At 68.4% G+C, this 26,023-nt stretch carries 21 protein-coding genes; 12 read left to right on the top strand and 9 right to left on the bottom strand.

Features of this window, described 5'->3' with window-relative positions; translation table 11 throughout:
* Nucleotides 1–4 precede the first annotated feature (4 nt).
* The 3 genes from BJG92_RS12060 (at nucleotide 5) to BJG92_RS12070 (ending at nucleotide 3,173) form a co-directional block, all read left to right on the top strand.
* Nucleotides 5–1,069: a glutathione S-transferase family protein gene (locus tag BJG92_RS12060; protein ID WP_232084246.1), complete on the top strand. Its 1,065-nt coding sequence runs from the start codon at nucleotides 5–7 to the stop codon at nucleotides 1,067–1,069.
* A gap of 58 nt (nucleotides 1,070–1,127) precedes the next feature.
* On the top strand, nucleotides 1,128–1,991 hold the full coding sequence (locus BJG92_RS12065; RefSeq protein ID WP_232084247.1) for a serine hydrolase domain-containing protein: 864 nt from the start codon (nucleotides 1,128–1,130) through the stop codon (nucleotides 1,989–1,991).
* Between the two features lie 162 nt (nucleotides 1,992–2,153).
* Nucleotides 2,154–3,173 carry an aromatic acid exporter family protein gene (locus BJG92_RS12070; protein WP_374199792.1) on the top strand — a complete coding sequence of 340 codons (1,020 nt, stop codon included), beginning with the start codon at nucleotides 2,154–2,156 and terminating at the stop codon, nucleotides 3,171–3,173.
* 71 nt (nucleotides 3,174–3,244) lie between these two features.
* Here the strand turns inward: BJG92_RS12070 and BJG92_RS12075 are convergent, their stop codons facing one another.
* From BJG92_RS12075 to BJG92_RS12085, 3 genes are read right to left on the bottom strand one after another with little or no spacing between them, the layout of a single operon-like run.
* A complete protein-coding gene (locus tag BJG92_RS12075) occupies nucleotides 3,245–4,120 on the bottom strand; it encodes a MaoC/PaaZ C-terminal domain-containing protein (protein ID WP_269461962.1) in 876 nt (291 codons plus the stop codon).
* Between the two features lie 29 nt (nucleotides 4,121–4,149).
* Nucleotides 4,150–5,490 (bottom strand): 3-oxoacyl-ACP reductase, encoded by a 1,341-nt coding sequence (locus BJG92_RS12080; protein ID WP_232084250.1) that lies wholly within the window; start codon nucleotides 5,488–5,490, stop codon nucleotides 4,150–4,152.
* A gap of 9 nt (nucleotides 5,491–5,499) precedes the next feature.
* Nucleotides 5,500–6,870 (bottom strand): acetyl-CoA C-acetyltransferase, encoded by a 1,371-nt coding sequence (locus BJG92_RS12085; RefSeq protein ID WP_232084251.1) that lies wholly within the window; start codon nucleotides 6,868–6,870, stop codon nucleotides 5,500–5,502.
* 62 nt (nucleotides 6,871–6,932) lie between these two features.
* On the opposite strand from BJG92_RS12085, the gene BJG92_RS12090 reads away from it, so the two are divergent.
* Together BJG92_RS12090 and BJG92_RS12095 are read left to right on the top strand one after the other, a co-directional pair.
* Nucleotides 6,933–7,652: a TetR family transcriptional regulator gene (locus BJG92_RS12090; protein ID WP_374199789.1), complete on the top strand. Its 720-nt coding sequence runs from the start codon at nucleotides 6,933–6,935 to the stop codon at nucleotides 7,650–7,652.
* Between the two features lie 79 nt (nucleotides 7,653–7,731).
* A complete protein-coding gene (locus BJG92_RS12095) occupies nucleotides 7,732–9,912 on the top strand; it encodes an acyl-CoA dehydrogenase (protein WP_232084252.1) in 2,181 nt (726 codons plus the stop codon).
* A gap of 94 nt (nucleotides 9,913–10,006) precedes the next feature.
* On the opposite strand, the gene glgA is transcribed toward BJG92_RS12095, so the two are convergent.
* Nucleotides 10,007–11,215, bottom strand: coding sequence for a glycogen synthase (gene glgA / locus BJG92_RS12100; RefSeq protein ID WP_232084253.1), 1,209 nt, complete (start codon nucleotides 11,213–11,215; stop codon nucleotides 10,007–10,009).
* Nucleotides 11,216–11,316: 101 nt separating this feature from the next.
* Here glgA and glgC point away from each other — a divergent pair, with 101 nt between their 5' ends.
* The 3 genes from glgC (at nucleotide 11,317) to BJG92_RS12115 (ending at nucleotide 14,825) form a co-directional block, all read left to right on the top strand.
* The gene (gene glgC, locus BJG92_RS12105; RefSeq protein ID WP_232084254.1) at nucleotides 11,317–12,726 is read left to right on the top strand and encodes a glucose-1-phosphate adenylyltransferase; all 1,410 of its coding nucleotides are present in this window, start codon (nucleotides 11,317–11,319) and stop codon (nucleotides 12,724–12,726) included.
* A gap of 72 nt (nucleotides 12,727–12,798) precedes the next feature.
* The gene (locus tag BJG92_RS12110; RefSeq protein ID WP_232084255.1) at nucleotides 12,799–14,262 is read left to right on the top strand and encodes an SDR family NAD(P)-dependent oxidoreductase; all 1,464 of its coding nucleotides are present in this window, start codon (nucleotides 12,799–12,801) and stop codon (nucleotides 14,260–14,262) included.
* A 92-nt stretch (nucleotides 14,263–14,354) separates the two neighbouring features.
* Complete coding sequence (locus BJG92_RS12115; protein WP_232084256.1) at nucleotides 14,355–14,825, top strand: pyridoxamine 5'-phosphate oxidase family protein; 471 nt, start codon at nucleotides 14,355–14,357, stop codon at nucleotides 14,823–14,825.
* Nucleotides 14,826–14,859: 34 nt separating this feature from the next.
* Here BJG92_RS12115 and BJG92_RS12120 read toward each other — a convergent pair whose 3' ends face one another.
* Complete coding sequence (locus BJG92_RS12120; protein WP_232084257.1) at nucleotides 14,860–15,303, bottom strand: universal stress protein; 444 nt, start codon at nucleotides 15,301–15,303, stop codon at nucleotides 14,860–14,862.
* A 272-nt stretch (nucleotides 15,304–15,575) separates the two neighbouring features.
* On the opposite strand from BJG92_RS12120, the gene BJG92_RS12125 reads away from it, so the two are divergent.
* Nucleotides 15,576–16,298 carry a response regulator transcription factor gene (locus tag BJG92_RS12125; RefSeq protein WP_232084258.1) on the top strand — a complete coding sequence of 241 codons (723 nt, stop codon included), beginning with the start codon at nucleotides 15,576–15,578 and terminating at the stop codon, nucleotides 16,296–16,298.
* Here the strand turns inward: BJG92_RS12125 and BJG92_RS12130 are convergent.
* A complete protein-coding gene (locus tag BJG92_RS12130; protein ID WP_232084259.1) occupies nucleotides 16,295–17,986 on the bottom strand; it encodes a GAF domain-containing protein in 1,692 nt (563 codons plus the stop codon). The two genes, BJG92_RS12125 and BJG92_RS12130, sit on opposite strands and share 4 nt — an antisense overlap.
* A 163-nt stretch (nucleotides 17,987–18,149) precedes the next feature.
* Here BJG92_RS12130 and BJG92_RS12135 point away from each other — a divergent pair, with 163 nt between their 5' ends.
* A complete protein-coding gene (locus BJG92_RS12135) occupies nucleotides 18,150–18,650 on the top strand; it encodes a pyridoxamine 5'-phosphate oxidase family protein (protein ID WP_232084260.1) in 501 nt (166 codons plus the stop codon).
* A gap of 21 nt (nucleotides 18,651–18,671) precedes the next feature.
* Here BJG92_RS12135 and BJG92_RS12140 read toward each other — a convergent pair whose 3' ends face one another.
* From BJG92_RS12140 to BJG92_RS12150, 3 genes are read right to left on the bottom strand one after another with little or no spacing between them, the layout of a single operon-like run.
* Nucleotides 18,672–19,523 carry a transglutaminase family protein gene (locus BJG92_RS12140; RefSeq protein WP_232084261.1) on the bottom strand — a complete coding sequence of 284 codons (852 nt, stop codon included), beginning with the start codon at nucleotides 19,521–19,523 and terminating at the stop codon, nucleotides 18,672–18,674.
* Nucleotides 19,520–20,446 (bottom strand): alpha-E domain-containing protein, encoded by a 927-nt coding sequence (locus BJG92_RS12145; RefSeq protein ID WP_232084262.1) that lies wholly within the window; start codon nucleotides 20,444–20,446, stop codon nucleotides 19,520–19,522. Before BJG92_RS12145 ends, BJG92_RS12140 begins: the two co-directional genes overlap by 4 nt.
* Before the next feature lie 57 nt (nucleotides 20,447–20,503).
* A complete protein-coding gene (locus BJG92_RS12150) occupies nucleotides 20,504–22,063 on the bottom strand; it encodes a circularly permuted type 2 ATP-grasp protein (RefSeq protein ID WP_232084263.1) in 1,560 nt (519 codons plus the stop codon).
* A 135-nt stretch (nucleotides 22,064–22,198) separates the two neighbouring features.
* Here BJG92_RS12150 and BJG92_RS12155 point away from each other — a divergent pair, with 135 nt between their 5' ends.
* Nucleotides 22,199–23,197, top strand: a complete 999-nt coding sequence (locus tag BJG92_RS12155) for a YeiH family protein (protein WP_232084335.1) — start codon at nucleotides 22,199–22,201, stop codon at nucleotides 23,195–23,197.
* Nucleotides 23,198–23,248: 51 nt separating this feature from the next.
* Nucleotides 23,249–25,870, top strand: coding sequence for an aminopeptidase N (pepN, locus tag BJG92_RS12160; RefSeq protein WP_232084264.1), 2,622 nt, complete (start codon nucleotides 23,249–23,251; stop codon nucleotides 25,868–25,870).
* The last annotated feature ends 153 nt before the right edge of the window (nucleotides 25,871–26,023 follow it).

Here is a 26,023-nt window from a genome sequence, read left to right on the forward strand (position 1 = left end):
GACCATGAATACGACCCACACCGATGACCCGGCTTTCACCACGAGGGGCGCCTACGTCACCGGCGGCGAGGAGTTCACGCGGGACACCAACTACATCGAGGACCGGATCACGCGGGACGCCACCCCCGGCAGCAACGGCGAACCCGGGTGGCCGGTGGAACCGGGCCGCTACCGGCTGATCGCGGCCCGCGCCTGCCCCTGGGCCAACCGGACCGTGATCGTGCGGCGGCTGCTCGGCCTCGAGGACGTCATTTCCCTCGGCCAGCCCGGCCCCACCCATGATGCGCGCTCCTGGACTTTTGACCTCGATCCCGGCGGCAAGGATCCCGTGCTGGGCATAGAACGCATCCAGGACGCCTACTTCCGCCGGTTCCCCGGCTATCCACGCGGCATCACAGTTCCCGTGATCGTCGACGTTCCCACCGGCCAGGTGGTGACGAACAACTTCCCGCAGATCACCCTGGACTTCTCCACCGAGTGGACAGCCCACCACCGCCCGGGTGCCCCGGACCTCTACCCGGAGCAGCTACGGGAAGAGATTGACCTCGTCAACAAGCGGATCTTCACCGAGGTCAACAACGGCGTCTACCGTTGCGGTTTCGCCGGCTCCCAGGCCGCCTATGACGCTGCGTACGGCAGGCTCTGGACGGCACTGGACTGGCTGGAGGAGCGGCTTGCCGGCCAGCGCTACCTTGTGGGTGACACCATCACCGAGGCCGACGTCCGCCTCTTCACCACCCTGGCCCGGTTCGACGCCGTCTACCACGGGCACTTCAAGTGCAACCGGCAGAAACTCAGCGAAATGCCGGTGCTCTGGGCCTACGCAAGGGACCTGTTCCAGACGCCGGGCTTCGGCGACACGACCGACTTCGTGCAGATCAAGGAGCACTACTACCTCGTCCACGAGGACATCAACCCCACCGGAATCGTTCCCAAGGGCCCGGAGCTGGCCCCCTGGCTCGCAGAACACGGCCGGGAGGCCCTCGGCGGCCGGCCCTTCGGCGACGGCACCCCGCCCGGACCGGTCCGCGCAGGTGAAGAAGTCCTCCCGGGACACGGGGCGGTCTGAGCGGTGGGGCCCTCGGCGACGTCGCTCTCGAGCGGGTCTGCCACGCCCGAATTCTCGGATGTCCGGACGCTGTTCGACTCCTTCCTGGCCGGAATTCGGCGCCCATGGCAAGGACCGGATCAGCGTCCGGCAGGCACTCTCACACCAGGCGGGCGTGCCCGGGGTCGCGGGCGGGTTCGCCCTTGCTGAATTCACGACGCCGGAGGCGGCAGGAAGGCTGGCCGCGGCCGTGCCGCTCTGGCGTCCGGGAACGGCGTTCGGCTACCACGCGCTGACCATGGGAATCCTGATGGAGGAACTGTGCCGCAGGGTGGCCGGTGCGACCCTGCAGGAGCTGTACGACTCGCGCATCCGCCAGCCGTTCGGCATCGATTTCTTCCTCGGGCTGCCCGAGGACCAGGAACCGCGTTACCGGGACGTGCTCCACGCTGACGGCCCCGACCGCTCGTGGCTTGACCCGCAGGGCCTTGACGGCATGAACAGCAACGCACCGGTGAGCACCATCATGGAGCTGCCCAACCACCGTGTCATCCGGGCCGGCGGGATGAGCAGTGCCGGCGGAGTGGGCTCTGCTGACGGTCTGGCCAGTCTCTATGCCGCCGCAACGACGGGGATCGACGGCTCAGCGCCGTTCCTGGGACCTCGAACCGTCGACGCCATGGCAGAAGAACAGGTCTGGGGCCTGGACCGGGCCTCGGGCCAGGACAACGCCTTCGCCGTCGTTTTCATGAAACCGCAGCCGGGCCGCAACTTCGGCAGCCATCGCGCGTTCGGCCATGAGGGGGCCAGTGCAGCGCTCGGCTTCGCGGACCCCGCCTACGGGCTCGGCTTCGGATACGTTCCCCGGCGCAGCGAGGAGGGCCGGACCCGCGGGCGCGCCCAGCGCCTTTCCGCCGCCGTCCGGCAGGCCGCCGCCGGCTGAATATTCGTCCAGTTGTTGCACCAACATTCCCGGTTTAGGGTAAGCCGGATGAGCAACGTCAAGAGAGCCAGCCCCCCGCTCCCCGCCGCCCTGCCGCGGCTCTGGCGGACCGTCACCGGAAGCGTGGCGTCGGCACTGCTCTGGACACGGCTGCAACTGGCGATGAAGGCGGCACTGGCCGCCGGCATCGCCTTCTTCATCGCCCCGTACATGCCAGGGTCCGCGGCCGACTACCCCTACTACGCGCCGCTCGGCGCGCTCGTGGCCATGTACGAGAACGTGTCCGGCTCGATGCGCCAGGGCGTGCAGACACTGGTGGGCCTCGCGATAGGGATCGGGCTGGCTTTTATGCTCGTCAGCATCGGGGACCCGAGCCCGGTGACAGTCGCCATCGTCATGGGACTGGGCGTCATCCTTGCCGGGCTGCCCCGGATCGGCTCCGGCAGCGACTGGATTCCGACGGCGGCGCTGCTGGTGCTGCTGGTGGGCGGCAACAATCCGGACAGTTTCTCCTTCGGCTACCTGGTCCAGATGGGCGCAGGAGTGACGGTGGGGATCCTCGTCAACCTCCTGGTCTTTCCACCGCTCCATTTCAAGGCCGCGGCCCTCAGCATCGCGGAGTTGCGCCTGGCCCTCTCGCAGCAGCTCACAGACATGGCCAAGGCCCTGCAGGAAAACTGGCCGCCGGAGCACGAGGACTGGTCGCGCCGCTCAGATTCGCTCGCGGCCTCGGCCCGTTCCGTCCGGCTCGCCGTGGAAAAAGCGGACGCCAGCCGGCGGGCCAATCCCCGCCGGCGGCTGCACCCGCGGGACGTGGAACAGGACTACCGCAACCTCCGGGACCTGGAACGGATCACGTTCCATGTCCAGGACGTGACGCAGGTGCTCTCGGACGTCATTTGGGCCGACGACACGCCCTTCGTGGTGCCGGACGAATACGCTGCCCCGCTCGCTGAGGCGATGACCGCCGTGGGCAACGTGTTGCGCTCCATTGAAGAAGAGGGCAAAGAGCGGCAGCTTGAGCTGGTCGAGGCGGCCGACGCCGGCGTCAGGGAGCTTACCGCGCGCATCGGTGCGGAGGAGGCCGCCACGGATGCGCCGAGCGCGGTGGAATCGATCCTGTTGAGCCTGCACCGGATGCTGCGCGTCGTAAAGAACGCCAAAACCAAGGACGGGGAATAGGAAGGGAAGCACGACGGCGGCCGCCCCGGGAAGGGGCGGCCGCCGTCGTCGGACTGGAAAACGCCGCGCCGCTAGAGCGCCGCAACCGATCCGCTGAAGTGCTTGCGCCCTGACCGCGGATTCCAGGCGACATAGTCGGAGCACTGCCAGCTGCCGTGGGGGTCCTGGACGGTGCTGATGTCCAGGGACACCCGCGCCGGCAGGAAGACCGGCGCGTCGAACGCCACGTCCCAGCTGAACGCCTCACCCTTGGCGGCGCCCACGTCGGCCAGCGCCCGCGAGGCCAGATACATCCCGTGCGCGATCGATCGGCGCATCCCGAGGGCCTTGGCCGACAGGACGCTCAGGTGGATGGGGTTGAAGTCACCCGACACAGCAGCGTAGGCCCGTCCCGAATCAACCCCCAGCTGCCAGATCGCTGTTGGATCGGGGGCCAAAAAGTCCGGCGGCGGCGCGGCCGTGGTCTTGTCGATTCCGGGCAGGAACACCCCCTTGGCCAGGTAACTGGACACGCCGCGCCAGCGGACCGTGGCCTCTCCCGCCCCGCGGGCCTCGGCGACGAGGTCCAGCTGGGTGCCGGCGCGGTGGCCGCGCAGGTTCTCGGCCCAGGCCCGGATATCCAGTGCCTCGGTGAAGCGGATGGGCGCTGACTGCACCACATGGTTCTGCAGATGGATCATCCCGAGCAGGGGCAGCGGGAAGTCATCGCGGTTCATCACGCTCATGGCCAGTGGGAACGCCAGCGCATGGACGAACCCTGCCGGCAGGACATCGCTGGCGGTTTCGCCGACGAGGTGCTGGTAGGCGGTGAGGTTCCCGACCCCCGCCTTCACGCCGCGGACCTCGTGGCTTCCCGCCGGAAGCGTGGTCCCGGCGTGGGTGCCCAGGACGCGGCGCCGGGCTGCCGTGGCGGCCGCATTGACGTACAGCTTGGACAGGGACGGCATCTCGGCCAGGACGAGGGGCTGCGAAGGGCTCACGCTCCCACCAGGTTCTGCCCGCAGACGCGGAGCACTTCGCCGGAGATTCCGCCGGCGGCGTCGCTGGCCAGGAACGCGATGGCCTCCGCGACGTCGCCTGGCCGGCCGCCCTGCTGCAGGGAGTTGAGCCGGCGGGCCACCTCGCGGGTGGCGAACGGGATCCTCGCCGTCATCTCAGTCTCGATGAAGCCAGGGGCGACGGCGTTAATGGAGCCTCCGTGGGCGGCAATAAGCGGTGCCGTTGCCCGGACCATGCCCATCACGCCGCCCTTGGAGGCCGCGTAGTTGGTCTGCCCGCGGTTGCCCGCGATGCCGCTCGTGGAGGCGACAGACACGATCCGCGGGGAGCTGCGGAAGTGCTCGGAGGCCAGCAGCGCCTCGTTGATGCGCAGCTGCGCCGCAATGTTGACCGCGATCACGGAGTTCCAGCGGCCCCGGTCCATGTTGGCGAGCAGCTTGTCCCGGGTGATGCCGGCGTTGTGGATCACGATGTCGAGCCGGCCGTGGCGTTCGATTGCGTGGTCGATGATCCGCTGCCCGGCGTCCTCGCGGCTGATGTCCAGCTGCAGCGCGGTGCCGTGCACCTCGTTCGCCACCGTGGCGAGGTGGTCCCCGGCCGCGGGGATGTCGACGACGATCAGCGTCGCACCGTCGCGGTACAGGGTGCGCGCAATCGCGGCACCGATTCCGCGGGCGGCTCCGGTCACGACGGCGACCTTGCCCGCCAGCGGCTTCTCGGCGTCGGCCGGCAACCGGCCGGCATCCGCGGTGACAGTCAGGAACTGGCCGTCAACGAACGCCGAGCGGCCGGAGAGGAAGAACCGGAGGGCGCCCAGGGTGGACGGACTGGTGGTGGTGGCACCGTCGGCGAGCACGATGCCGTTGCCGGTGGCGCCCGCACGGAGTTCCTTGGCCAGGGAACGCAGCAGCCCGTCGACGCCCTGGCGTGCCGCGGCAACGGCCGGTCCGGCGGCCGCCGCCGCGGCCCGGGACACGGTGATGACGCGGGCATTCCGTGCCAGGTCCCGCAGCGAGGCGGCAGCCGCGAGGACCGGTTTCTCGAGGTCTTCCGGGGTGGTGAGCTCGTCCAGCACCAGGATGATGGCGCCGAGCTTCTCCTTCGGCACCGCATGCCGGCGCACGTCGAGGTGCCAGGACAGGAGGGTGGAGGCCAGCTCATCGGCCCCGCTGCCGGCACCCTGGACCAGGACGGGTCCCTCGACGAGAGGCTGGCCCGGCTTGTGGCGCCTGAGCACCACAGGTTGGGGCAGCCCCAGCCTCTTCGCGATGTCCTTGCCGAGTCCCTTGCTCACCCATTGGATGTATGTGTCGGTCATTGGATCCCCCTAGAGTGCTTCGAGAATGGCGACGACGCCCTGGCCGCCGGCGGCGCAGATGGAGATCAGCCCACGGGCCGGGCGTCCGTCCACCTGTCCCTTGGCATGCAGCATCTTGGCCAGGGAAGCCACAATCCGGCCGCCGGTGGCGGCGAAGGGGTGCCCGGCGGCCAGTGAGGAGCCGTTGACGTTCAGCTTGGACTTGTCGATGCTGCCGAAGGCGCCGTCCAGGCCGAGCCGGGTGCGGCCGAATTCGTCGTCTTCCCAGGCGGCCAAAGTGCTCAGCACGGTGCCGGCGAAGGCCTCGTGGATCTCGAAGAAGTCGATGTCTTCCAGGCTGAGGCCGTTGCGGGCCAGCAGCCGGGGCACGGCGAAGGCGGGCGCCATCAGGAGCCCGTCCTTGCCGTGCACGAAGTCCACGGCCGCCGCTTCGCCGTCGACGACGGTGGCGAGCTTGGGCAGGTCGTGGGAGTCGGCCCATTCCTCGGAAGCCAAGAGCACGGTGGAGGCCCCGTCGGTGAGCGGCGTGGAGTTGCCGGCCGTCATGGTCGCGGCGGTGCCGAGACTCTTACCGAAGACCGGCTTGAGGGTGGCCAGCTTCTCGAGGCTCGTCTCGGCCCGGAGGTTCGAGTCCCTGGTGAGGCCGCGGTACGGCGTGAGGAGGTCATCGAAGAAGCCGGCGTCGTAGGCGGCGGCGAGGTTGTGGTGGCTCTTGAAGGCGAGCTCGTCCTGTGCCTCACGGGTGATCTTCCACTGGGCGGTGGTGAGGGCCTGGTGCTCGCCCATGGACAGCCCGGTGCGGGGTTCCCCGGTGTTCGGTGCATCCGGGGCCAGGTCCTTGGGACGCAGGCGGCTGAGGACCTGCAGGCGCTGGGGCAGCGTCTTGGCACGGTTGAGGTCCAGCAAGACCTCGCGCAGGCCCTCGCTCACGGCGATGGGGGCGTCCGAGGCGGAGTCGACACCGCCCGCAATGGCCGAGTCGATCTGGCCGAGCTTGATTTTGTTGGCGAGGCCGAGCACCGTTTCCAGGCCGGTGGCGCAGGCCTGCTGCAGGTCATAGGCCGGCGTCTCGGCGGCAAGTGCGGAACCCAGCACAGCCTCGCGGGTCAAGTTGAAATCCCGGGAGTGCTTGAGCACGGCGCCGGCGGCAACTTCGCCGATGCGCTCGTCCTGCAGGCCGAATCGGGCAATCAGCCCGTCCAGGGCCGCGGTGAGCATGTCCTGGTTGGAAGACTTCGTGTAGGCGCCGCCCGTCCGGGCAAAGGGAATGCGGTTGCCGCCGACGACGACGGCCTTTCGGAGCTGTGGCAGCGCTGCGGCTGATCCTGCGGCCGGCGCGGTGTCCTTGGGTCCGGTCGCGGACGTTCCGTGGTCAGGCATGTGCTGTCTCCTTTGATCAAAGCGGGTTACTGATACCCAGCGTACCTGATACGCTGGGTATCGTGAACATCCTCCAGGCAGAACCCTCCGGGCCGGTCAGTACCGCCGGCAGCGCCGGCGCAGCCGTGCCTGTCGACGGCCGGGCCTCCCGCTGGCAGTCGCACCGCGAGGAGCGGCGCCGCGAGCTGATCAAGTCCGCGCGCAAGGCCGTCCACGCCCTCGGCAGCGAAGCCTCGATGGAGGACATCGCCGCCGCAGCCGGAACATCCAAGTCCGTGTTCTACCGTTACTTCGGCGACAAGGCCGGCCTCCAGCAGGCCGTGGGCGAAGTGGTCCTGAACCAGATGCAGCGAAGGATCCGGGAGGCCGCGCAGAGTGCCCAGACCCCGCGCGACGGGCTCTTCGCCATGGTGTCCGCCTACCTGCAGATGGCTGAGACCAGCCCCAACGTCTATACCTTCGTCACCCGCTACGCGCCGGGCGATGCCGTGAGCCACAACGGCCCCGTCGCCGCGGCCGGCGCGCTGGGCCATTTCTTCGATGCGATCAGCGAGATGATCGCACTGCCCATGCGGCACCAGCTGCACGCCGTTCCCGGCAAGGAGGCCGTGATCGGCTACTGGCCCAATGCCGCGATCGGGCTGGTCCGCAACGCAGGCGAGCAGTGGCTGGCCAGCCCGGACTCCCCTGCCAAGCCGGGCCAGGAAGCCATGGCCCGCCAGATCACCGACTGGCTTTGTTTCGGCATCGCGCCCGAACTCCCAGAGCCGCCGGCCCCCTAACCTAGCGTTTCCACCCCAACCCCACACAACCCAGAACCAGCACAAGCGCCACAATGTCAGTGCCAAAGAAGGAATCGACATGACTGAACTAGCCGACCGCGCCGCGGGCCACACCACCTCCCAGGCCCCTGCGGCCAGGAACTCACCGGCTGCGCCAGCAGCGCGCACGGCAGGAAGCCCCGCCGTCGACGTCGCCGCCCTCGGCGAGCAGCTGCTGGGCAAATGGGCCGGGATCCGCCGGCAGGCCCGGGAGCTGGCCGGCCGGCCGGAGCTGCACAAGACCGAAGGGCTCACCCACACGGAGCACCGCCAGCGCGTTTTCGGCCAGCTGAAAATCCTCGTGGACAACGGTGCCGTGCACCGCGCCTTCCCGGTCGCGCTCGGCGGCGAGGACGAACACGGCGGCAATATCGCCGGCTTCCAGGAGCTGGTCATCGCCGACCCCTCCCTGCAGATCAAGGCCGGCGTGCAGTGGGGCCTCTTCGGCTCCGCGGTGATGCACCTCGGCACCGAGGAACACCACACGAAGTGGCTGCCGGGCATCATGAGCCTGGACATTCCGGGCTGCTTCGCCATGACGGAGACCGGCCACGGCTCGGACGTCGCCAGCATCGCCACGACGGCCACCTACGATGCCGCCGCCGAGGAGTTCGTGCTGCACACCCCCTTCCGTGCGGCCTGGAAGGACTACATCGGCAACGCGGCCAACGACGGCCTGGCCGCCGTCGTCTTCGCCCAGCTGATCACCAACGGCGTCAACCACGGCGTGCATGCCTTCTACCTTGACCTGCGCGACCCCGTCACCAAGGAGTTCCTGCCCGGGATCGGCGGCGAGGACGACGGCATCAAGGGCGGCCTGAACGGCATAGACAACGGCCGGCTGCACTTCACGCAGGTCCGGATCCCGCGGACGAACCTGCTCAACCGGTACGGCAACGTCGACGCCGACGGCACCTACAGTTCGCCCATCGCCAGCCCCGGACGCCGCTTCTTCACGATGCTGGGCACGCTGGTCCAGGGCCGGGTCTCGCTCGACGGCGCCGCCGTCACCGCGTCCAAGCTGGCCCTCAAGACCGCCATCCAGTACGCCTCGGAACGCCGCCAGTTCAACGCCTCCTCGTCCACGGACGAGGAGGTCCTGCTCGACTACCAGCGCCACCAGCGCCGGCTGTTCACCAGGCTCGCCACCACCTACGCCGCGAGCTTCGCCAGCGAGCAGCTGCTGCAGAAGTTCGACGACGTCTTCTCCGGCCGGCACGACACCGACGAGGACCGCCAGGACCTCGAGACCCTGGCCGCCGCGCTCAAGCCGCTGAGCACCTGGCACGCCCTCGACACCCTGCAGGAGTGCCGCGAGGCCTGCGGCGGCGCCGGCTTCCTGATCGAGAACCGGTTCGCCTCGCTGCGCGCAGACCTCGACGTCTACGCCACGTTCGAAGGTGACAACACTGTGCTGCTGCAGCTCGTCGCGAAGCGCCTGCTGGCCGACTACGCCAAGGAGTTCCGCAACGTGGACTTCGGCGTGCTGGCCCGCTACGTCGTCGGGCAGGCTACCGGCGCTGCAATCCACCGGACCGGCCTGCGCGGCGTTGCCCAGTTCATGGCGGACTCCGGCTCGGTCCAGAAGGCCGCAACTGCGATCAAGGACGAGGCGGGCCAGCGGGCCCTGCTGACGGAGCGCGTCCAGGCCATGGTGGCCGAGGTCGGCTCGGCGCTCAAGGGCGCGAACAAGCTGCCGCAGCAGCAGTCCGCGGCGCTGTTCAACAGCCACCAGAACGAGCTCATCGATGCGGCCCAGGCGCACGCCGAACTGCTCCAGTGGGAGGCCTTCACGGAGGCGCTGGGCAAGGTCGAGGACGCCGGCACCAAGGCGGTCCTGACCTGGCTGCGCGACCTGTTCGGCCTGTCCCTGATCGAGAAGAACCTGTCCTGGTACCTGATGAACGGCCGGCTCTCGATGCAGCGCGCCCGCACCGTGGGCGAGTACATCAACCGGCTCCTCGTGAAGATCCGGCCGCATGCCCTGGATCTTGTGGACGCCTTCGGCTACGGTCCGGAGCACCTCCGCGCCTCGATCGCCGGCGGAGCGGAGAAGACCCGGCAGGACGAGGCCCGGGAGTTCTTCCGCCAGAAGCGCGCCAGCGGCCAGGCACCCCTGGATGAGAAGATCCTGCTGGCCCGGGCTGCGCGGGAGGGCAAGGCCCAGAGCGGCAAGGCCCAGAACGGCAAGTCCCAGAAGGGCAAGTCCCAGCGGGGCTGATCCACCGCTGCGAACTGCGACGGCGCCGCCCCCTGAGCCGGGGGCGGCGCCGTCGTGCGTTCAGCTGTCCTTGCCGGGCCGGGGCGGGTTCCGGTTAGGAAACCGAATCCGGGAGCACCGACCGGTACACCTCGAGGGTGGTTTCCGTGATGGACTCCCAGGAGAAGTGTTCCTCTGCCCGGCGCCGGCCGGCCTGGCCCATGGCGCGGGCCCGTTCGGGATCGGTCACCACTTCGGTCAGGGCGGCGGCGAACTCGGTGACGAACTTCTCCGGATCCAGCGGGGTGCCGGTCCCGTCCGTGACCTGCTCGATGGGCACCAGCAGGCCTGTCTCGCCGTGCTGGACGACCTCGGGGATCCCGCCGGTGGCGCTGGCCACGACGGCGGCGCCGCAGGCCATCGCCTCGAGGTTCACGATGCCGAGGGGTTCGTAGATCGAGGGGCACGCGAACGCGGTCGCGTGGCTCAGGACCTGGATGAGTTCGTTGCGCGGCAGCATCCGCTCCACCACGACGACCCCGCCGCGCTGGCTCTGCAGTTCCTCGATCAGGCGGGCGGTTTCGGCTGCCAGCTCGGGAGTGTCGGCGGCGCCGAGGCAGAGGACCAGCTGCACGTGCGCCGGAAGCTTGGCAGCTGCGCGCAAGAGGTACGGGACACCCTTCTGGCGGGTGTTGCGGCCCACGAAGACCACGCTCGGCAGTGCCGGATCGATCCCGAGGGCACGGACGACGTCCTCGCCTTCGTCCCGGTTCCACAGGCCGACGTCGATGCCGTTGTGCACCACCCTGACCTTCGCCGGGTCCACGTCCGGGTAGCTGCGCAGGATGTCCTGCCGCATGCCCTCGGAGACGGCGATGATGGCCGCTGCGGACTCGTAGGCCGTTTTTTCAACCCAGGAGGACACCGCGTAGCCGCCGCCGAGCTGCTCGGCCTTCCAGGGGCGCAGGGGCTCCAGGCTGTGGGCGCTCAGCACATGGGGAATCCCGTGCAGCAGCGACGCGATATGGCCGGCCATGTTGGCGTACCAGGTGTGCGAGTGCACAAGGTCGGCGCCGGCGATGTCCGGGACAATCCGCAAGTCCACGCCGAGGGTCTGGATGGCAGCGTTCGCTCCGGCCAGATCCTCGGGGACCGCATAGCTCGCGACGGTCGCTCCGTGGTACTCGGCATCGCGGGGCGCGCCGAAGGCACGAACCCGCAGATCCACGCGGTGGGCGAGCACTCTGCTGAGCTCGGCCACATGCACCCCGGCGCCGCCATAGATTTCGGGCGGGAATTCTTTGGTCACAATGTCTATACGCACAAACCCCAAGGTAGTCGGTACGGTGGAACTCATCTAGTGTGAAGACGTTCGGGCGTGCCGGACTGTTGGGGAGTTACGAAGGCGTACAGGGAGCGACCACCATGCCGAATAAGAAAGTTCTGGCCATTGTCCTCGCCGGAGGCGAGGGAAACCGGCTCATGCCGTTGACCGCCGACCGGGCCAAGCCCGGTGTACCGTTTGCCGGAAGCTACCGGCTCATCGACTTTGCGCTGTCCAACCTGGTCAATTCCCGGTACCTGCAGATCGTCGTCCTGACGCAGTACAAATCGCACAGCCTGGACCGGCACATCTCCGAAACCTGGCGGATGTCCACCCAGCTGGGCAATTACGTCGCCTCCGTTCCGGCGCAGCAGCGCGTGGGCAAGAGCTGGTTCCTCGGCAGCGCCAATGCCATCTACCAGTCCCTGAACCTCATCCGCGACTCCAATCCGGACATCGTGGTGGTGGTAGGCGCAGACCACGTCTACCGTATGGACTTCGCCCAGATGGTCGATCAGCACGTCGCCAGCGGCGCCAAGGCCACCGTCGCCGCCGTCCGCCAGCCGCTGCACATGGCCGACCAGTTCGGTGTGATCGAGGTGGACCATGACGATCCGCGGAAGATCGCGGCCTTCGTCGAGAAGCCGTCCTCCACGCCCGGACTCGCCGCCGACCCCACCCAGTTCCTGGCCTCCATGGGCAACTACGTGTTCGACGCCGACGCACTGGTCGAGGCCCTGCACATCGACGCCGAGCGCCTGGATACCAAACACGACATGGGCGGGGACATCATTCCCTACTTCGTCAACCGGGGCGAGGCCGGCGTCTACGACTTCACCCTCAATGACATCCCCGGCTCCACCGAGCGCGACCGCACCTACTGGCGCGACGTCGGCACCATCGACTCCTTCTACGACGCACACATGGACCTGATCTCCCCCGTCCCGGTGTTCAACCTGTACAACTCCGAGTGGCCCATCTACACCCGCCAGAGCATCTCGCCCCCGGCGAAGTTTGTCCGCGGCGACAATAACACCGTGGGCACGGCGCTGGATTCGATCGTTGCCAGCGGCGTCGTGATCTCCGGCGGGATCGTGGAGGGCTCCGTGCTCGCCAACGACGTCTACGTCAGTACGTCCAGCCGGGTGCTCGACTCAGTGCTGATGGACAAGGTCTCCATCGGGGAAGGCGCCGTCGTCAAGCGCGCCATCATCGATAAGAACGTCAAAGTGCCGGCGGGCGCAGCGATCGGGCTTGACCACGACCTCGACCGGGCCCGCGGCTTCAAGGTCACCGAGTCAGGAATCACCGTCCTGTCGAAGGGACAGATGGTGCCCGAACCGGGCGAGCACGAGCGTGCCCTGTCGGCCGCCAACCTGATCCTGGTGCCGGACGCCGTCAAGGCCGCCACGGAAAACTGGCCGGCCCTGCGGGAGTCCGTGGACAAGGTCGCCGAAGTCCAGGCTGCCGCCGTCGGCGTCGCGGCTCCGCGGTCACCCGAGGCGCCCTGAGCCGGATCCGCTGCACCGGGAGCCCGGCACCGGCGTCGGGCAGGGCTCCCGGCAGGGCGTAAAATTAGGGCAATGAGCTCCCCCGATCTGCCGTCCGATCTCACCCCCGAGGAAATACAGGCCTGCCTCAAGGTCCTGAACAGTATCCACGCCTACGACGAGGAGCACCCGGACTACGTCTCGGTGCGCCGTGCCACCGGCAAAATGTTCAAGGCCGTCAAGCGCCACCGCCGCGTCAGCAAGCGGGATCTCATTGCGGAGGCGGACCGGGCCGTGATCGCCCAGACCGCCACGGCCGCTCCGGACCGGATCGACGACGAGACCCGGGGCAACAAGCTCGCTCCCTCCGCCACCGGCGAGATCGCGGGTCACCTGATCAAGTCCAGGCCGTGCTACATCTGCAAACAGCACTTCACGCAGGTGGATGCGTTCTACCACCAGCTCTGCCCGGACTGCGCAGACTTCAGCCACAGCAAGCGCGATGCCCGCACTGACCTGGGCGGCCGCCGCGCGCTCCTCACCGGGGGCCGCGCCAAGATCGGCATGTACATTGCGCTGCGCCTGCTGCGCGACGGCGCCCACACCACCATCACCACCCGGTTCCCCAAGGACGCTGCCCGCCGTTTCGCCGCGATGGAGGATAGCGGGGACTGGCTGCACCGGCTCCGGATTGTCGGCATTGACCTCCGCGACCCGTCCCAGGTGATGGCCCTGACGGACACCCTGGATGCGGCCGGCCCGCTGGACATCATCATCAACAACGCGGCCCAGACCGTGCGCCGCTCCGGGAATGCGTACAAGCCCCTCGTCGACGCCGAAGACGAGCCGCTGCCCGCCGCCCTGCAGCCGGCCAACGGCGGCCCCGAACTCGTCACGTTCGGCCACGCCCACGACAAACACCCGCTGGCCCTGGCCAGCAGCGTTCTGGAACACCCGGTCCTCGCCGGCGACGCCGTCACCTCGCTGGCGCTCTCCACCGGATCCGCGTCGCTGGAGCGCATCGCCTCGGGGACGGCCATCGACGCCGGCGGCCTGGTTCCGGACCTCGCCACGATCAACAGCTGGACCCAGGTGGTGGACGAGGTGGACCCCCTTGAGATGCTCGAGGTCCAGCTCTGCAACGTCACGGCACCGTTCCTGCTGGTCAGCCGGCTCCGCGGGGCCATGAAGCGCTCCACGGCCCGCCGGAAGTACATCGTCAACGTCAGCGCCATGGAAGGCCAGTTCTCCCGCGCCTACAAGGGTCCCGGCCACCCGCACACCAACATGGCCAAGGCTGCGCTGAACATGATGACCCGGACCAGCGCCCAGGAAATGCTGGACGTGGACGGTATCCTGATGACCGCCGTCGATACCGGCTGGATCACGGATGAACGCCCGCACTACACGAAGGTCCGCCTCATGGAGGAGGGCTTCCACGCCCCGCTTGACCTCGTCGACGGCGCGGCCCGCGTCTACGATCCGATCGTCATGGGCGAGTCAGGCGAGGACCAGTACGGCGTCTTCCTCAAGGATTACAAGCCCAGCCCCTGGTAGTTGTCCGCCGGAAGGCCGGCCGGGCGCCGGAGCTGCGCTGCGGGCCTTATGGCCCTGATGGGGCCGCCCGACGGTACGTGTACCGTGGGGCTATGAACTCAGAGACGACGCCTGCGCCGGACTACTCGCTCACCATGGACCAGTGCTGGGTCCTGCTCGATACCGAAACCGTGGGGCGCATCGCGCTGATCGTGGACAGCCATCCGGAGATCTTCCCCGTGAACTTCGTGCTGGAGCGCCGCGCCATTGTCTTCCGCACCGCCGGCGGCACCAAGCTGTGGGGTGCTGTCACGGCCAAGCCGGTCGCGTTCGAGATCGACGGCTACGACGCCCACGACGAGACGGCGTGGAGCGTGATGGCGCGCGGCGAAGCCGAACTCATCGAGAGCCAGGACGAGAAGGACGCCGTGGACGCACTGCTCCTGGAACCGTGGCAGGCCGGCGAGAAGGCCTACTACGTGCGGGTGGCTCCCAAGGCGCTGACCGGACGGCGCTTCAAGGTCAACAAGCCCGATCTGTGGTCCACCCGGCTTTCGGACCCCCGGCGGGCGTCCTTCGAATAGTCCTGACTGGCCGCGAAATCCGGCCGCCGGTTCCTCACATGGCGTCCGGGGTATGGACCACCAGGACGGGGCAATGGGCGTGGGCCACCACGGCGGAACTCACCGAACCCAGGAGCAAACCGCCGAATCCCCCGTGCCCGCGCCGGCCCACCACGATCATGTCAGCATCCCGGCTGGCCTCGATCAAGGTGTGGCGGGGACGGCCCTGCACGAGGCGGGTTTCCACGTTCGCCGGTTGCTCCGCGCCGAAGGCCGTGGCGACTGTTTCCTGAAGGATTTCACGGGCCCGGACGTCGAAGTCGTCGATGCCCGTCGGGACATAGCCGTCGTACACAGGAGGCACGTCCCAGCTTGCCAGTGCAACCACCGTGGCGGAGAGCGGTACCGCGAGGCTTTGGGCCTGCCGGAGTGCTTCGACGGAGGCATCGGAACCGTCGACCCCCACCACGATGGTCCGGACATTCCTGGCGTCTGTCATGGTTGGTCCCTTCGATGCCACCGGCCCGTCATTCCAAGGATGCGGCAGCGGACTGCGGGCGCCTAGGGCCTAAAGACACGCCCGGGCCGCCGGGAAGCAGGAGCCGCGGGCGCCCGGTGGGCACTAGGACCCTAGCCCAGGACTAGGCTTCGTAGAAGAATTGCTCTGTCGGCGGCAAAAACCGGCTGACACACAAGCTGCACGGCAAGCTGGGGAGCCTGACCGCGGAGCACGGCAACGACGGGGCCGCAGCAGCGGCCGGAGGGAGAATCATGATTGCCTGGGCAGATGCAGGTCTCGCTGCACCCGACGGGGCGGCGGCTCTTATCCGGGTCTTCATCCTGGATGATCATGAACTGGTGCGGCGCGGGCTGCAGGAGCTTCTCGAAGGAGAAGGCTTCCTGGTGGTCGGGAGCTCGGGTTCCGCCGTCGAGGCGACGCGCCGGATCCCTGCGCTGCATCCTGATGTTTGTGTCCTGGACGCCCGGCTGCCGGACGGAACCGGGATTGAGGTGTGCCGCGACGTACGTTCCGTGGACCCCTCGTTGAACTGCATCATCCTCACCAGTTTCGACGACGAACAGGCGCTGCGGGGCGCCGTGCTGGCCGGGGCGAGTGGTTACGTCCTGAAGGAAATCGGCGGAACCGACCTGATCGGGGCGCTCCGCCGGGCGGCCACCGGCGAATCACTCTTCGGCGAAGGCGCCGCGGCACGGATCGTCGACAGCCTGGCCGAGACCGTGGAGGTGGACCCGCGGACCTCTTCCCTGACGCCGCAGGAACGCCGCGTGCTGGAACTGGTGGGCGGCGGCCTCACCAACCGCCAAATCGCGGCCGAAATGTTCCTTGCCGAGAAAACTGTCAAGAACTATGTCTCTTCGCTGCTGGCCAAGCTCGGCTTCGAACGGCGCACCCAAGCGGCCGTGTTCATCGCGAGCCCCGCACCGCCGGTGCAGGCCGCAGGCCATGCAGCGGGCGAGGGCAGCCGCCGCTAGAACGGGACGGACCATTCAAGGCTCGTGCCGGCGTCCGGCGCACTGGTGATGGCGCATTCGCCGTCGAGCATTCTGGCCCTGTCTTCCAGATTGACCAGGCCGTTGCGTTTCTCCGGCTCGGCAAACCCGGAGCCGTTATCCGTGATGACAACTGTCACCCGGCCCTTGATGACGCCGACCGACACCGAGATCGTGTCGGCGCCGGAATGTCGGATGGCGTTGCTGAGCCCCTCGGAGACCACGGCCACGACGTTGTCCGCCTTGTCCGGCGTGATGGCGTCGACCGGCCCCGTGAGGGTCAGCCGGGGCGCGAACGGCATGGACTTGGCCGTACTCCTGGTCACCCGCCGGATCCGGCCGCTGAGCAGTTCGGCACCGTCACTGCTGCTCTTGAGCGAGTAGATCGTGTCCCGCAGGCTGCGGATCGCTTCGTCGAGTTCGCCGGTGATGTTTCGGATCCGCTCCGTCGCCAGCTCGTCCCGGGTGAAGCGGGTCAGGCTCTGGACACTGAGCCCCGCGGCGAAGATCCGCTGGATGACGAGATCATGCAGGTCCCTGGCGATCCGGTCACGGTCCGTAAACACGAGCAGCTCTTCGCGGAGCCGGTGGACGCGGGCAAGTTCCAGGGCGAGGGCCACATGGGAGCCGAAAACGGCGCCCATCTCAATGTCGGTGCGGGAAAAGTGGCCGGAGTCCCGGTCACGCGCCAGGAGCAGGAGCCCGTGATGGGCGCCCGGAGTGCTCAGCGCCACGGCCAGAAGGGGGCCATCTATCGCGGCGTCGATCTCACCGAACAGGGCGGAGGCGTCCTCGAGGACCACCGGTTCGCCGCCGTCCAGGACACCCTGGAGGAGCGGGGAGTCCAGCGCCAGGGTGTGGCCCGTGAACCGGGAACCGAGTGCGCCGGCCACACCAGCGACGAGGTAGCCCGGACCGGTGACGGCCGGCGCCACGAGCAATGCCAGCTGCGATCCGGACTCCTGCAGGGCGCGGCCGGCGATGGGGTCCAGGCCGCCCGCGGTGTAGTCACGGTCGTTGCTTAGCATCAGCCCGGAGACATCCATGCTCGCTTCCAGCCAGCGCGCCCGGCGCCGGGCGTCATCGTAGAGCCGGGCGTTTTCGATCGCGACGCCGGCGGCGGCAGCAAGGGCGACAGCGAGGCCCTCGTCCTCCGCCGTGAAATCGGTGCCGTCCTCCTTTTCCGTCAGGTACAGGTTGCCGAAGATCACGTCCCGGACCCGCACGGGCACACCGAGGAAGGACTGCATGGGCGGGTGGTGGGCGGGGAAGCCGTAGGACTCGGGATGCCGGCGCAGGTCGTGGAGCCGGAGCGGGCGCGGATCGCTGATCAGCAGGCCCAGGACGCCGTGGCCCGTCGGCAGCGGACCGATCTTGTGGGAAAGCCCGGCGTCAATGCCCACCGTGATGAAGTGGCTGAGCTCCCGGTGGTCCCCGATGACGCCGAGGGCTCCGAACCGGGCATGCAAAAGTGTGCACGCTGACTCGACTACCCGTTCCAGGACAGCGTCGAGGCTCAGGTCCTCGGCGACGGCGACGACGGCCTCCAACAGGCCGGCCATTCGCTCCTGTGACTGGAGCAATTCCTCGGAACGGGAGATAAATCCTTTCAGCACCCCGTCGATAGTCGGCTGCGGTTCGGCGGTGGCATGATCCGGACTCTCACCCATTGAATGCATGTGCATTGCCCCAATTCACTGACGAACGTCCGCACTGACGGCGTGATGCCAGAATACCCCGTATCGGGCCGAAAGGCCCTAGAGGCAAGGGATCGGACTCAACGTGACCTTGGGCCCTACACCGCGGCCGCCGGGACCGGCTAGGATCGGCGCCATGACTACCGAGCCAAACCCGGGCGCCCCGGCGCCGAAAGACCACCAGCCGCCAGCCGTGGAGAACCTTGAGCATCACGAATGCTGGCGGCTCCTGCGCAGCGTCAGCGTAGGCAGGCTGGCGGTGTGGGTGGATGACCATCCGGACATCTTCCCGATCAACTACAAAGTGGACCACGGGTCGCTGGTCTTCCGGACCGCGGTGGGCACCAAACTCCAGGCGGCGACAGGTGACACGCCCGTGGCCGTGGAGGCCGACGGCGTCGACGCTGACACTGGCATCGCGTGGAGCGTTGTGATCAAGGGCCAGGCGGCGCCCGTGAAGGACCAGCAGGAGGTCCTCGACACCGTGGGACTGCTGCTGTTCCCGTGGCAGGCCGGCGCGAAGGAACACTTCGTCCGGATCACCCCGGACACTCTCACCGGCCGGCGCTTCAAGGTGGTGCCGCCGCTGACGTGGTGGACGCCGCTCGACGACGCGACCCGGTCCGGATTGGAATAGCCCCGAAGGCCCCGGTGGGGCTTAGGCGAGCCGGGTGATTTCCACGCTCACGCTCAGCGTGGATCCGCCTCCGCCGGAGAGGATGCCTTTGAGCGGCGGAACGTCCCGGTAGTCGCGGCCCCGGGCGACGGTGACGTGAAAGTCGCCGGCGGGTTTGTGGTTGGTGGGATCCCAACTCCGCCATTCGCCGTCCCACCATTCCAGCCACGCGTGTGACTGGCCGGCAACACTCTCGCCGAGTTCCGCCGTCGACCGCGGGTGCAGGTAGCCGGACACATACCGCGCCGGGATGCCGCAACTGCGCAGCGCCCCGATCGCGAGGTGCGCGAGGTCCTGGCAGACGCCCTGGCGCTGGCTCCAGGCCTGCTCGGCGTTCGTGGTGACGCCGGTGGAACCCCGCATGTACGTCATTTCGCCGCGCATCCAGGCGAAGACCGCCAGGGCGGCCTCGTGCGGGTTGAGGCCCCCGACGACGCCGGGAATGATGCCCAGCACTTCGGTGCCGGGGCCGGTGAGCTGGGACTGCGGGATCCAGTCGCTGTACTTGTTCAGGTTTTCCGGTGCGGTCAGCACGTCCCAGCCGACGATGTCCGCCTCTGCCGGGAGCTTCTCCACCCGGTGCACCTCGACGGTGGTGGTGGAGACAACCTCCAGGTACTCGTGCGGCATCTGCATGTCGAAGCCGGTCACGCGGGTGCCCCAGTAGTCGCGGTAGCTGCTGACTGCAGCCTGCGACGGCGAGACCTTCATCGAGGACTCCAGGACCACTTGCTGGGGATCCGTCAGCGGGGTCATGCGCGCCTCGTTGTAGGAGAGCGTGACGCGCTTGTTGTACTTGTACGCGGTCTTGTGGATGATGCTCAGCCGGGTCATGAAACTTCTCCCACCCAGGCCAGTTCGTCCGCCTGATTGAAGTATTTACGGGAAATGGCGTCCGAGGCCTGCGACACGGCCTTCTGCACGCGCTCCATGTGCTCGGGCAGTTCCGACATCAGATCGTCCGTGCGGTGGAACTCGAGGAACGTGCGGGCCTGGCCCACGATCCGGCGGGCGTCGTTGATGAAACCGACCCGCTGGGCCGAGGGGTCCAGCTTGGCCAGGCACTCGTCGGCGTCGCTCAGGGCATACACAATCGAGCGCGGGAACAGCCGGTCCAGGAGCAGGAACTCGGCCGCGTGCTGGTCACCGAACGCGGCCCGGCGGGTGCGCAGGAAGGACTCGTACGCCCCGGCGCAGCGGAGCATGTTGACCCAGGACATGCCGGCGGAGAGGACATCGCGGGTGGAGAGCATGCGCGCCGTCATATCGGCGCGTTCCAGCGAGCGGCCCAGGACCAGGAACAGCCAGCTTTCGTCGTGGCTGACCGTCGTATCGGCGAGGCCGCTCACCATGGCGGTACGTTCGAGCACCCAGTTGCAGAACCGATAGGTGCCCACCACATCCTTGCGGTGCTGGTTCAGCCCGTAATACGTGGTGTTCAGGCTTTCCCACAACCCAGAGGACACTGTTTCCCGGGCCCGGCGGGCGTTTTCCCGGGCGGCGCCGAGGGATCCGGCAATGGAGGTTGCGCTGTGCTTGTCGTACGCCAGCGCGTTCAGCAGCTCAGGCAGGCCGAACTCATCGTTCTGTGCGCGCGCGCCCATGACGGCGAGCAGTTCCTGCGCAACGCTGCGCTGCTCCTCCATGGGCAAGTGGTTGAGCCGCTCCAGGTGGACGTCGAGGATCCGGGCGGTGCCGTCGGCCCGTTCGACGTAGCGGCCGATCCAAAAAAGTGACTCGGCTATACGGCTAAGCATCCGCGGTTACCTCCTGCGCATCAGGAATTTCAAAGGGGAACGTGAAGGTGCCACGCGTCATTGCTGCTGCTGCTCCGTCTGGCGGTCACGCCAGTTGCTTTCCACGGGCCAGACCGAGACCCGCTCGCGGACAGCGATGGAAGGCCGCGGAACGGTCTCCACGGGAACCTGCGGCGAATCGGCCAGTACCCACGTGTCCTTGGAACCGCCGCCCTGGCTGGAGTTCACAATCAGCGAACCCTCCTTGAGCGCCACCCGGGTCAGGCCGCCCGGCAGGACCCAGACGTCGTCGCCGTCGTTGACCGCGAACGGCCGCAGGTCCACGTGCCGCGGGCCGAATTTGTCGCCGCTGAGCGTGGGAACGGTGGAGAGCTGCAGGACCGGCTGCGCGATCCAGCCGCGGGGATCCGCGATGACCCGCTGGCGCAGGGCCTCGAGCTCGTCCCTGGAAGCATCCGGGCCGATCACCAGGCCCTTGCCGCCGGAGCCGTCCACGGGCTTGACCACGAGCTCGGCCAGGTTGTCCAGGACGTATTCCCGGGCCGCCGTCTCTTCCAGCCGGTAGGTGTCCACGTTGGCGATCACAGGCTCTTCGCCGAGGTAGTAGCGGATCAGGTCCGGGACGTAGCTGTAGACGAGCTTGTCGTCGGCGACGCCGTTGCCCACGGCGTTGGCGATCGTGACTCCCCCGGCGCGGGCGGCGTTGACCAGGCCGGGGCAGCCGAGCATGGAGTCGGCCCGGAACTGCAGCGGGTCCAGGAATTCGTCGTCGATCCGTTTGTAGATGACATCGACGCGCTGCTCACCGGCGGTGGTGCGCATGTAGACGCGGTTGCCGCGGCAGATGAGGTCCCGGCCCTCGACGAGTTCCACACCCATCAGGCCGGCCAGCAGGGTGTGCTCGAAGTAGGCGCTGTTGAACACGCCCGGGGTCAGGACCACCACCGTGGGGTCGTCGACGCCGGAGGGGGCCGTCTTGCGCAGGGCGGACAGCAGCCGGCGGGGGTACTCTTCGACCGGCCGGATGAGTTGCTGGCCGAAAGCCTCGGGCAGGCCCTTGGCCATCGCCCGGCGGTTTTCCAGGACATAGCTGACGCCCGAGGGCACCCGCACGTTGTCCTCGAGGACGCGGAAAGTGCCCTCGGCATCGCGGACGACGTCGATGCCGGAGATGTGGACGCGGACGCCGCCGGCGGGCTCGAAGCCGTGCACCTGGCGGTGGAAGTGGGCGCTCGTGGTGATGAGCTGGCGCGGGATGACGCCGTCGGCCACCACCGTCATCTTGTCGTAGACGTCGTTGAGGAAGGCCTCCAGGGCCCGGACGCGCTGGGCGACGCCCTTCTCCAGGACGGTCCACTCGTCGGCGGGGATGACCCGGGGCACGATGTCCAGCGGGAAGGGCCGTTCCTCCCCCGCGAAGTCGAAGGTGACGCCCCGGTCCAGGAAGGTGCGGGCCATGGAGTCGGCGCGGGCGGTGACGTCGGCCAGCGAGAGTTCCCGCAGTGCCCCGGCGACCTGCCCGTAGGACTTTCTGGCCAGCTGGCCGGGGGCGAACATCTCATCGTAGGCGCCGGAGCGTCCGGCGGCTGCGGAGTAATCCTGGAAAAGGTCAGACATGGTCTCTAGACAACCACTTTTTCGTGCCGAAATCATTTCCCGGCGCCGCGGCACGCGGGCTAACAGTTCGTCGGCCGATTACGGCAAGGTAGTGGCGTGCCCCGTCTCCGCCTGCAACCAGCCCCTGCCGTGTCCATGATTCCCGGCTTGCTCTGCGCGGCGGCGGCCGTCGGGCTTGCGCTCGGCGTCCACACGCTCTTCCCCTCGCTGCCGGCGATGACGCTGGCCGTGGTGTTCGGGCTCCTCGCCGCCAATCTGCCGGGCGTCTCCGCCTGGACGGCGGGCGCCGGCCGGCCGGGACTGGACTTCGCCGGCAAACACCTCATGCGCAGCGGAATCGTGGTCCTGGGCCTGAAGGTCAGCCTGGTGGATGTGTTGGGCCTGGGCTGGCCTGCGCTGCTGCTGATCACGGGGGTGGTGCTGGCCGCGTTCGCCGGGACTTACGGCATCGGCAGGCTGTTCGGGTTGCCGGCGCAGGTGTCGCTGCTGATTGCCACGGGCTTTTCGATCTGCGGGGCCTCGGCCATCGGCGCCATGGCCGCTGTGCGCAGGATCCGTCAGCAGGACACCGTGTTGCCGGTTGCCCTCGTGACTCTGTGCGGCACGCTGGCCATCGGCGTACTGCCGCTGCTGATCCGGCCGCTGGGACTGGGCCCGGAGCAATTCGGGGCCTGGGCGGGCGCTTCGGTGCACGACGTCGGCCAGGTCGTCGCCACCGCGCAGACGGCCGGGACGACGGCGCTGGCGGTCGCCGTCGTCGTCAAACTGACCAGGGTGGTCCTCCTGGCGCCGATGACGGCGGCGGCAGGAATCCACCACCGGTACAGCCCCGAAGCCGGCCCGGACGCAGACGGCGGCGCGAAGCGTCCCCCGATCGTGCCGCTGTTCGTGATCGGGTTTCTGGCTCTTGCCGCCCTGCGCACGACGGGCTGGCTTTCCCCCGCGGCCCTGGACGCCGCCGCCGTCCTGCAGGACGTGCTGCTGGGCATGGCACTGTTCGGCCTCGGCTCGGCCGTCCGCGTGGCCCAACTGCTGCACACCGGGGCCAGGGCGCTGCTCGCCGCGCTGGCCTCCTGGCTCCTGATCGCCGTGCTGGGGCTCGGGGCCGCGCTGCTGATGCTCCCCCAGGGCTAAGGGGCGCCGGCGAGTGGGCCAGGACACACTCCCCCGTGATTAGATTGCTGGGTGTCTAACCAGAACCTGCGCCGCGACGAAGCCGCTGCGCGCTCAGCCCTGATCTCCACCCACAGCTACGACGTGTCCCTGGATGTCCGGCAGGCAGCGGATCCGGGCGTTTCCGGCTACACCAGCCGCAGCGTCATCAACTTCTCCGCCACTGAGGGTGCGTCCACGTTCCTGGATTTCATCGGCAGCGAAGTGCACAGCGTCTTCCTCAACGGCAAGGGCCTGCCCGTTTCCGAGATCGTGGACGGCGCCCGGATCCGGCTGGCCAACCTCCGGGCCGAGAACCAGGTCACCGTGACGGGCACGGCCCTGTTCAGCACGTCGGGCGAGGGCATGCACCGGTTCTTCGACCCGGCCGACGGCCAGTGCTACCTCTACACCCAGTACGAGCCCGCCGACGCCCGCCGGGTCTTTGCGAACTTCGAACAGCCCGACCTCAAGGCCGAATTCACCTTCCACGTGATGGCCCCTGCCGACTGGCAGGTAGCGTCCAACGGCGTCGAGGCCCAGCGGACCCAGCTGACGTCCGACCCCGCGACCAGCCGCTGGGACTTCGCCGCCACCAAACCGATCTCCACCTACATCACCACGGTGCTGGCCGGCCCGTACTTCAAGGCCGAGGATGCCTGGCGCGGGACCCTCGAGGACGGAACCAGCCTGGAAGTCCCGCTGGCCCTGTACTGCCGGGCCTCGATGGCGGACTCCTTTGATACCGGGGCGCTCTTCACGCTCACGAAGAACGGCCTGGGGTTCTTCAACGAGCTCTTCGATTTCCCATACCCGTGGGGTAAATACGACCAGGCCTTCGTGCCGGAGTACAACCTCGGCGCGATGGAGAACCCCGGGCTGGTGACCTTCACCGAAAGCTACGTGTTTACCTCGCGGGCCGCCGATTCGCAGTACCAGGGCCGCGCCAACACCCTCCTGCACGAGATGGCGCACATGTGGTTCGGCGACCTCGTCACGATGCAGTGGTGGGATGACCTGTGGCTGAAGGAATCCTTCGCGGACTACATGGGCACCCTGGGTGTGGACCGCACGACGGACTGGTCCACCGCCTGGGTGAACTTCGCCAGCAGCCGCAAGGCCTGGGCCTACGTGCAGGACCAGTTGCCCACGACGCACCCGATCGTGGCCGACATTCCGGACCTCGAGGCGGCGAAGCAGAACTTCGACGGCATCACCTACGCCAAGGGCGCCTCGGTCCTGAAACAGCTCGTCGCCTATGTGGGCTTCGAGGCGTTCGTCTCCGGCTCCCGGCAGTACTTCAGGGACCACGCCTACGGCAACACCACCCTGGCCGAACTGCTGGCCGCCCTCAGCGCAGCATCGGGCCGCGACCTCGCCGAATGGGCCCGGCAGTGGCTGCAGACCTCCGGCATCTCCACCCTCTCCAGCGAGATCCAGGAGCACGACGGCGTGCTCGCCGCCGTGACGCTGCTGCAGGACGCCCGTGACCCGATCACCGGCCGGCAGGAACCGCGCCCGCACCGGCTGCGCATCGGGCTGTACAACATGGACGACTCCGGCGCACTGGTCCGTACCGGCAGCATCGAGACCGACGCCAGCGGCGCCCGCACGGAGGTGGCCGAACTGACCGGCACCGCGCGGCCCGGCCTGCTGCTGGTCAACGTCGAGGACCTCAGCTACGCCAAGGTACGGCTGGATCCGCACTCCGAAGCCACTGTGCGGAGCTCGCTGGGGAAGCTTGCGGACCCGATGGCCCGCGCGCTCTGCTGGACCGCCCTGTGGGATTCGGCGCGGGACGCCGTGACGCCGTCCTCGCTCTACGTCGACGCCGTGCAGCGCTTCGCACCCGCCGAAACCGGCATCGGCGTGCTGCTCAACGTGCTCGGCAACGCCGCCACGGCGATCGAGCGCTACGTGCCGCGGGGCCAGCGCGGCCCCGTCCGGCACGGATTCCTGTCCGTGGCAGCCGCCGAGCTGCACCGGGCCGCCCCGGGCTCGGACCGGCAGCTGGCGTGGGCACGCACCCTGGCCTCGGTGAGCCGCCACGACCCCGGCTACCTGGACGTGATCCGGGGCATCCTGGACGGCAGCACCGTCGTCGAGGGCCTCGCCGTCGACGCTGAACTGCGCTGGAACCTCTGGCACGCCCTCGCCGCGAACGGGCAGGCAACGCCCGCGCAGCTGGATGGCGAACTGGCGCGGGACAACACGGCGGCGGGCAAGTCCGGCCACGCGACTGCCCTCGCGGCCCGCCCCGAACCGGCCGTCAAGGAAAACGCCTGGAATGATGCGGTGCACGGGACCTCACTGTCCAACCAGCTGCTGAGCGCCACGATTGCCGGATTCACCACGGGTCCGGCATCCCTGCTGGCGGACTTCATCGACCGCTACTTCGAGAGCCTGGAGCAGGTCTGGGCCAGCCGCAGCATAGAAATCGCCAGCCGCATTGTCCGCGGCCTCTACCCGGCCGGGCAGGACCTGGACGGGCACGGCGCAACGCCGGACACGAACGCCGTCATTGTCCGCACTGACAACTGGCTGGCCGAGCATCCGGAAGCGCCGCGGGCGCTGCGCCGCATCATCATCGAACAGCGCAGCCACCTGCACCGCTCGTTGACGGCGCAGGCCCTCACGGCACCGGCTCCCGCGTAGGGCGGCGCCCCGGGCCGGCCTGCCGGGGCCGCGTGCACCCGGACTCAGGGCACGCGGTGCAGCCACTCCGGGGTGCCGAACTTGGCCTCGACCCGCCGGCGGGCGGCCGCCAGCTCGGCGTCGGTGAGCTCCGACGGCGTCGCGGAGTAGCGT

The organism is Arthrobacter sp. SO5, assembly GCF_020532805.1.
Taxonomy (GTDB): domain Bacteria; phylum Actinomycetota; class Actinomycetes; order Actinomycetales; family Micrococcaceae; genus Arthrobacter.

Excerpts from the sequence above, each read along its gene's own strand:
- BJG92_RS12060 (WP_232084246.1), top strand. The coding sequence starts at position 5 with ATGAATACGACCCACACCGATGACCCGGCTTTCACCACGAGGGGCGCC.
- BJG92_RS12065 (WP_232084247.1), top strand. The coding sequence starts at position 1,128 with ATGTCCGGACGCTGTTCGACTCCTTCCTGGCCGGAATTCGGCGCCCAT.
- BJG92_RS12070 (WP_374199792.1), top strand. The coding sequence starts at position 2,154 with ATGAAGGCGGCACTGGCCGCCGGCATCGCCTTCTTCATCGCCCCGTAC.
- BJG92_RS12075 (WP_269461962.1), bottom strand. The coding sequence starts at position 4,120 with ATGCCGTCCCTGTCCAAGCTGTACGTCAATGCGGCCGCCACGGCAGCC.
- BJG92_RS12080 (WP_232084250.1), bottom strand. The coding sequence starts at position 5,490 with ATGACCGACACATACATCCAATGGGTGAGCAAGGGACTCGGCAAGGAC.
- BJG92_RS12085 (WP_232084251.1), bottom strand. The coding sequence starts at position 6,870 with ATGCCTGACCACGGAACGTCCGCGACCGGACCCAAGGACACCGCGCCG.
- BJG92_RS12095 (WP_232084252.1), top strand. The coding sequence starts at position 7,732 with ATGACTGAACTAGCCGACCGCGCCGCGGGCCACACCACCTCCCAGGCC.
- glgC (WP_232084254.1), top strand. The coding sequence starts at position 11,317 with ATGCCGAATAAGAAAGTTCTGGCCATTGTCCTCGCCGGAGGCGAGGGA.
- BJG92_RS12110 (WP_232084255.1), top strand. The coding sequence starts at position 12,799 with ATGAGCTCCCCCGATCTGCCGTCCGATCTCACCCCCGAGGAAATACAG.
- BJG92_RS12115 (WP_232084256.1), top strand. The coding sequence starts at position 14,355 with ATGAACTCAGAGACGACGCCTGCGCCGGACTACTCGCTCACCATGGAC.
- BJG92_RS12120 (WP_232084257.1), bottom strand. The coding sequence starts at position 15,303 with ATGACAGACGCCAGGAATGTCCGGACCATCGTGGTGGGGGTCGACGGT.
- BJG92_RS12125 (WP_232084258.1), top strand. The coding sequence starts at position 15,576 with ATGATTGCCTGGGCAGATGCAGGTCTCGCTGCACCCGACGGGGCGGCG.
- BJG92_RS12130 (WP_232084259.1), bottom strand. The coding sequence starts at position 17,986 with ATGGGTGAGAGTCCGGATCATGCCACCGCCGAACCGCAGCCGACTATC.
- BJG92_RS12135 (WP_232084260.1), top strand. The coding sequence starts at position 18,150 with ATGACTACCGAGCCAAACCCGGGCGCCCCGGCGCCGAAAGACCACCAG.
- BJG92_RS12140 (WP_232084261.1), bottom strand. The coding sequence starts at position 19,523 with ATGACCCGGCTGAGCATCATCCACAAGACCGCGTACAAGTACAACAAG.
- BJG92_RS12145 (WP_232084262.1), bottom strand. The coding sequence starts at position 20,446 with ATGCTTAGCCGTATAGCCGAGTCACTTTTTTGGATCGGCCGCTACGTC.
- BJG92_RS12150 (WP_232084263.1), bottom strand. The coding sequence starts at position 22,063 with ATGTCTGACCTTTTCCAGGATTACTCCGCAGCCGCCGGACGCTCCGGC.
- BJG92_RS12155 (WP_232084335.1), top strand. The coding sequence starts at position 22,199 with ATGATTCCCGGCTTGCTCTGCGCGGCGGCGGCCGTCGGGCTTGCGCTC.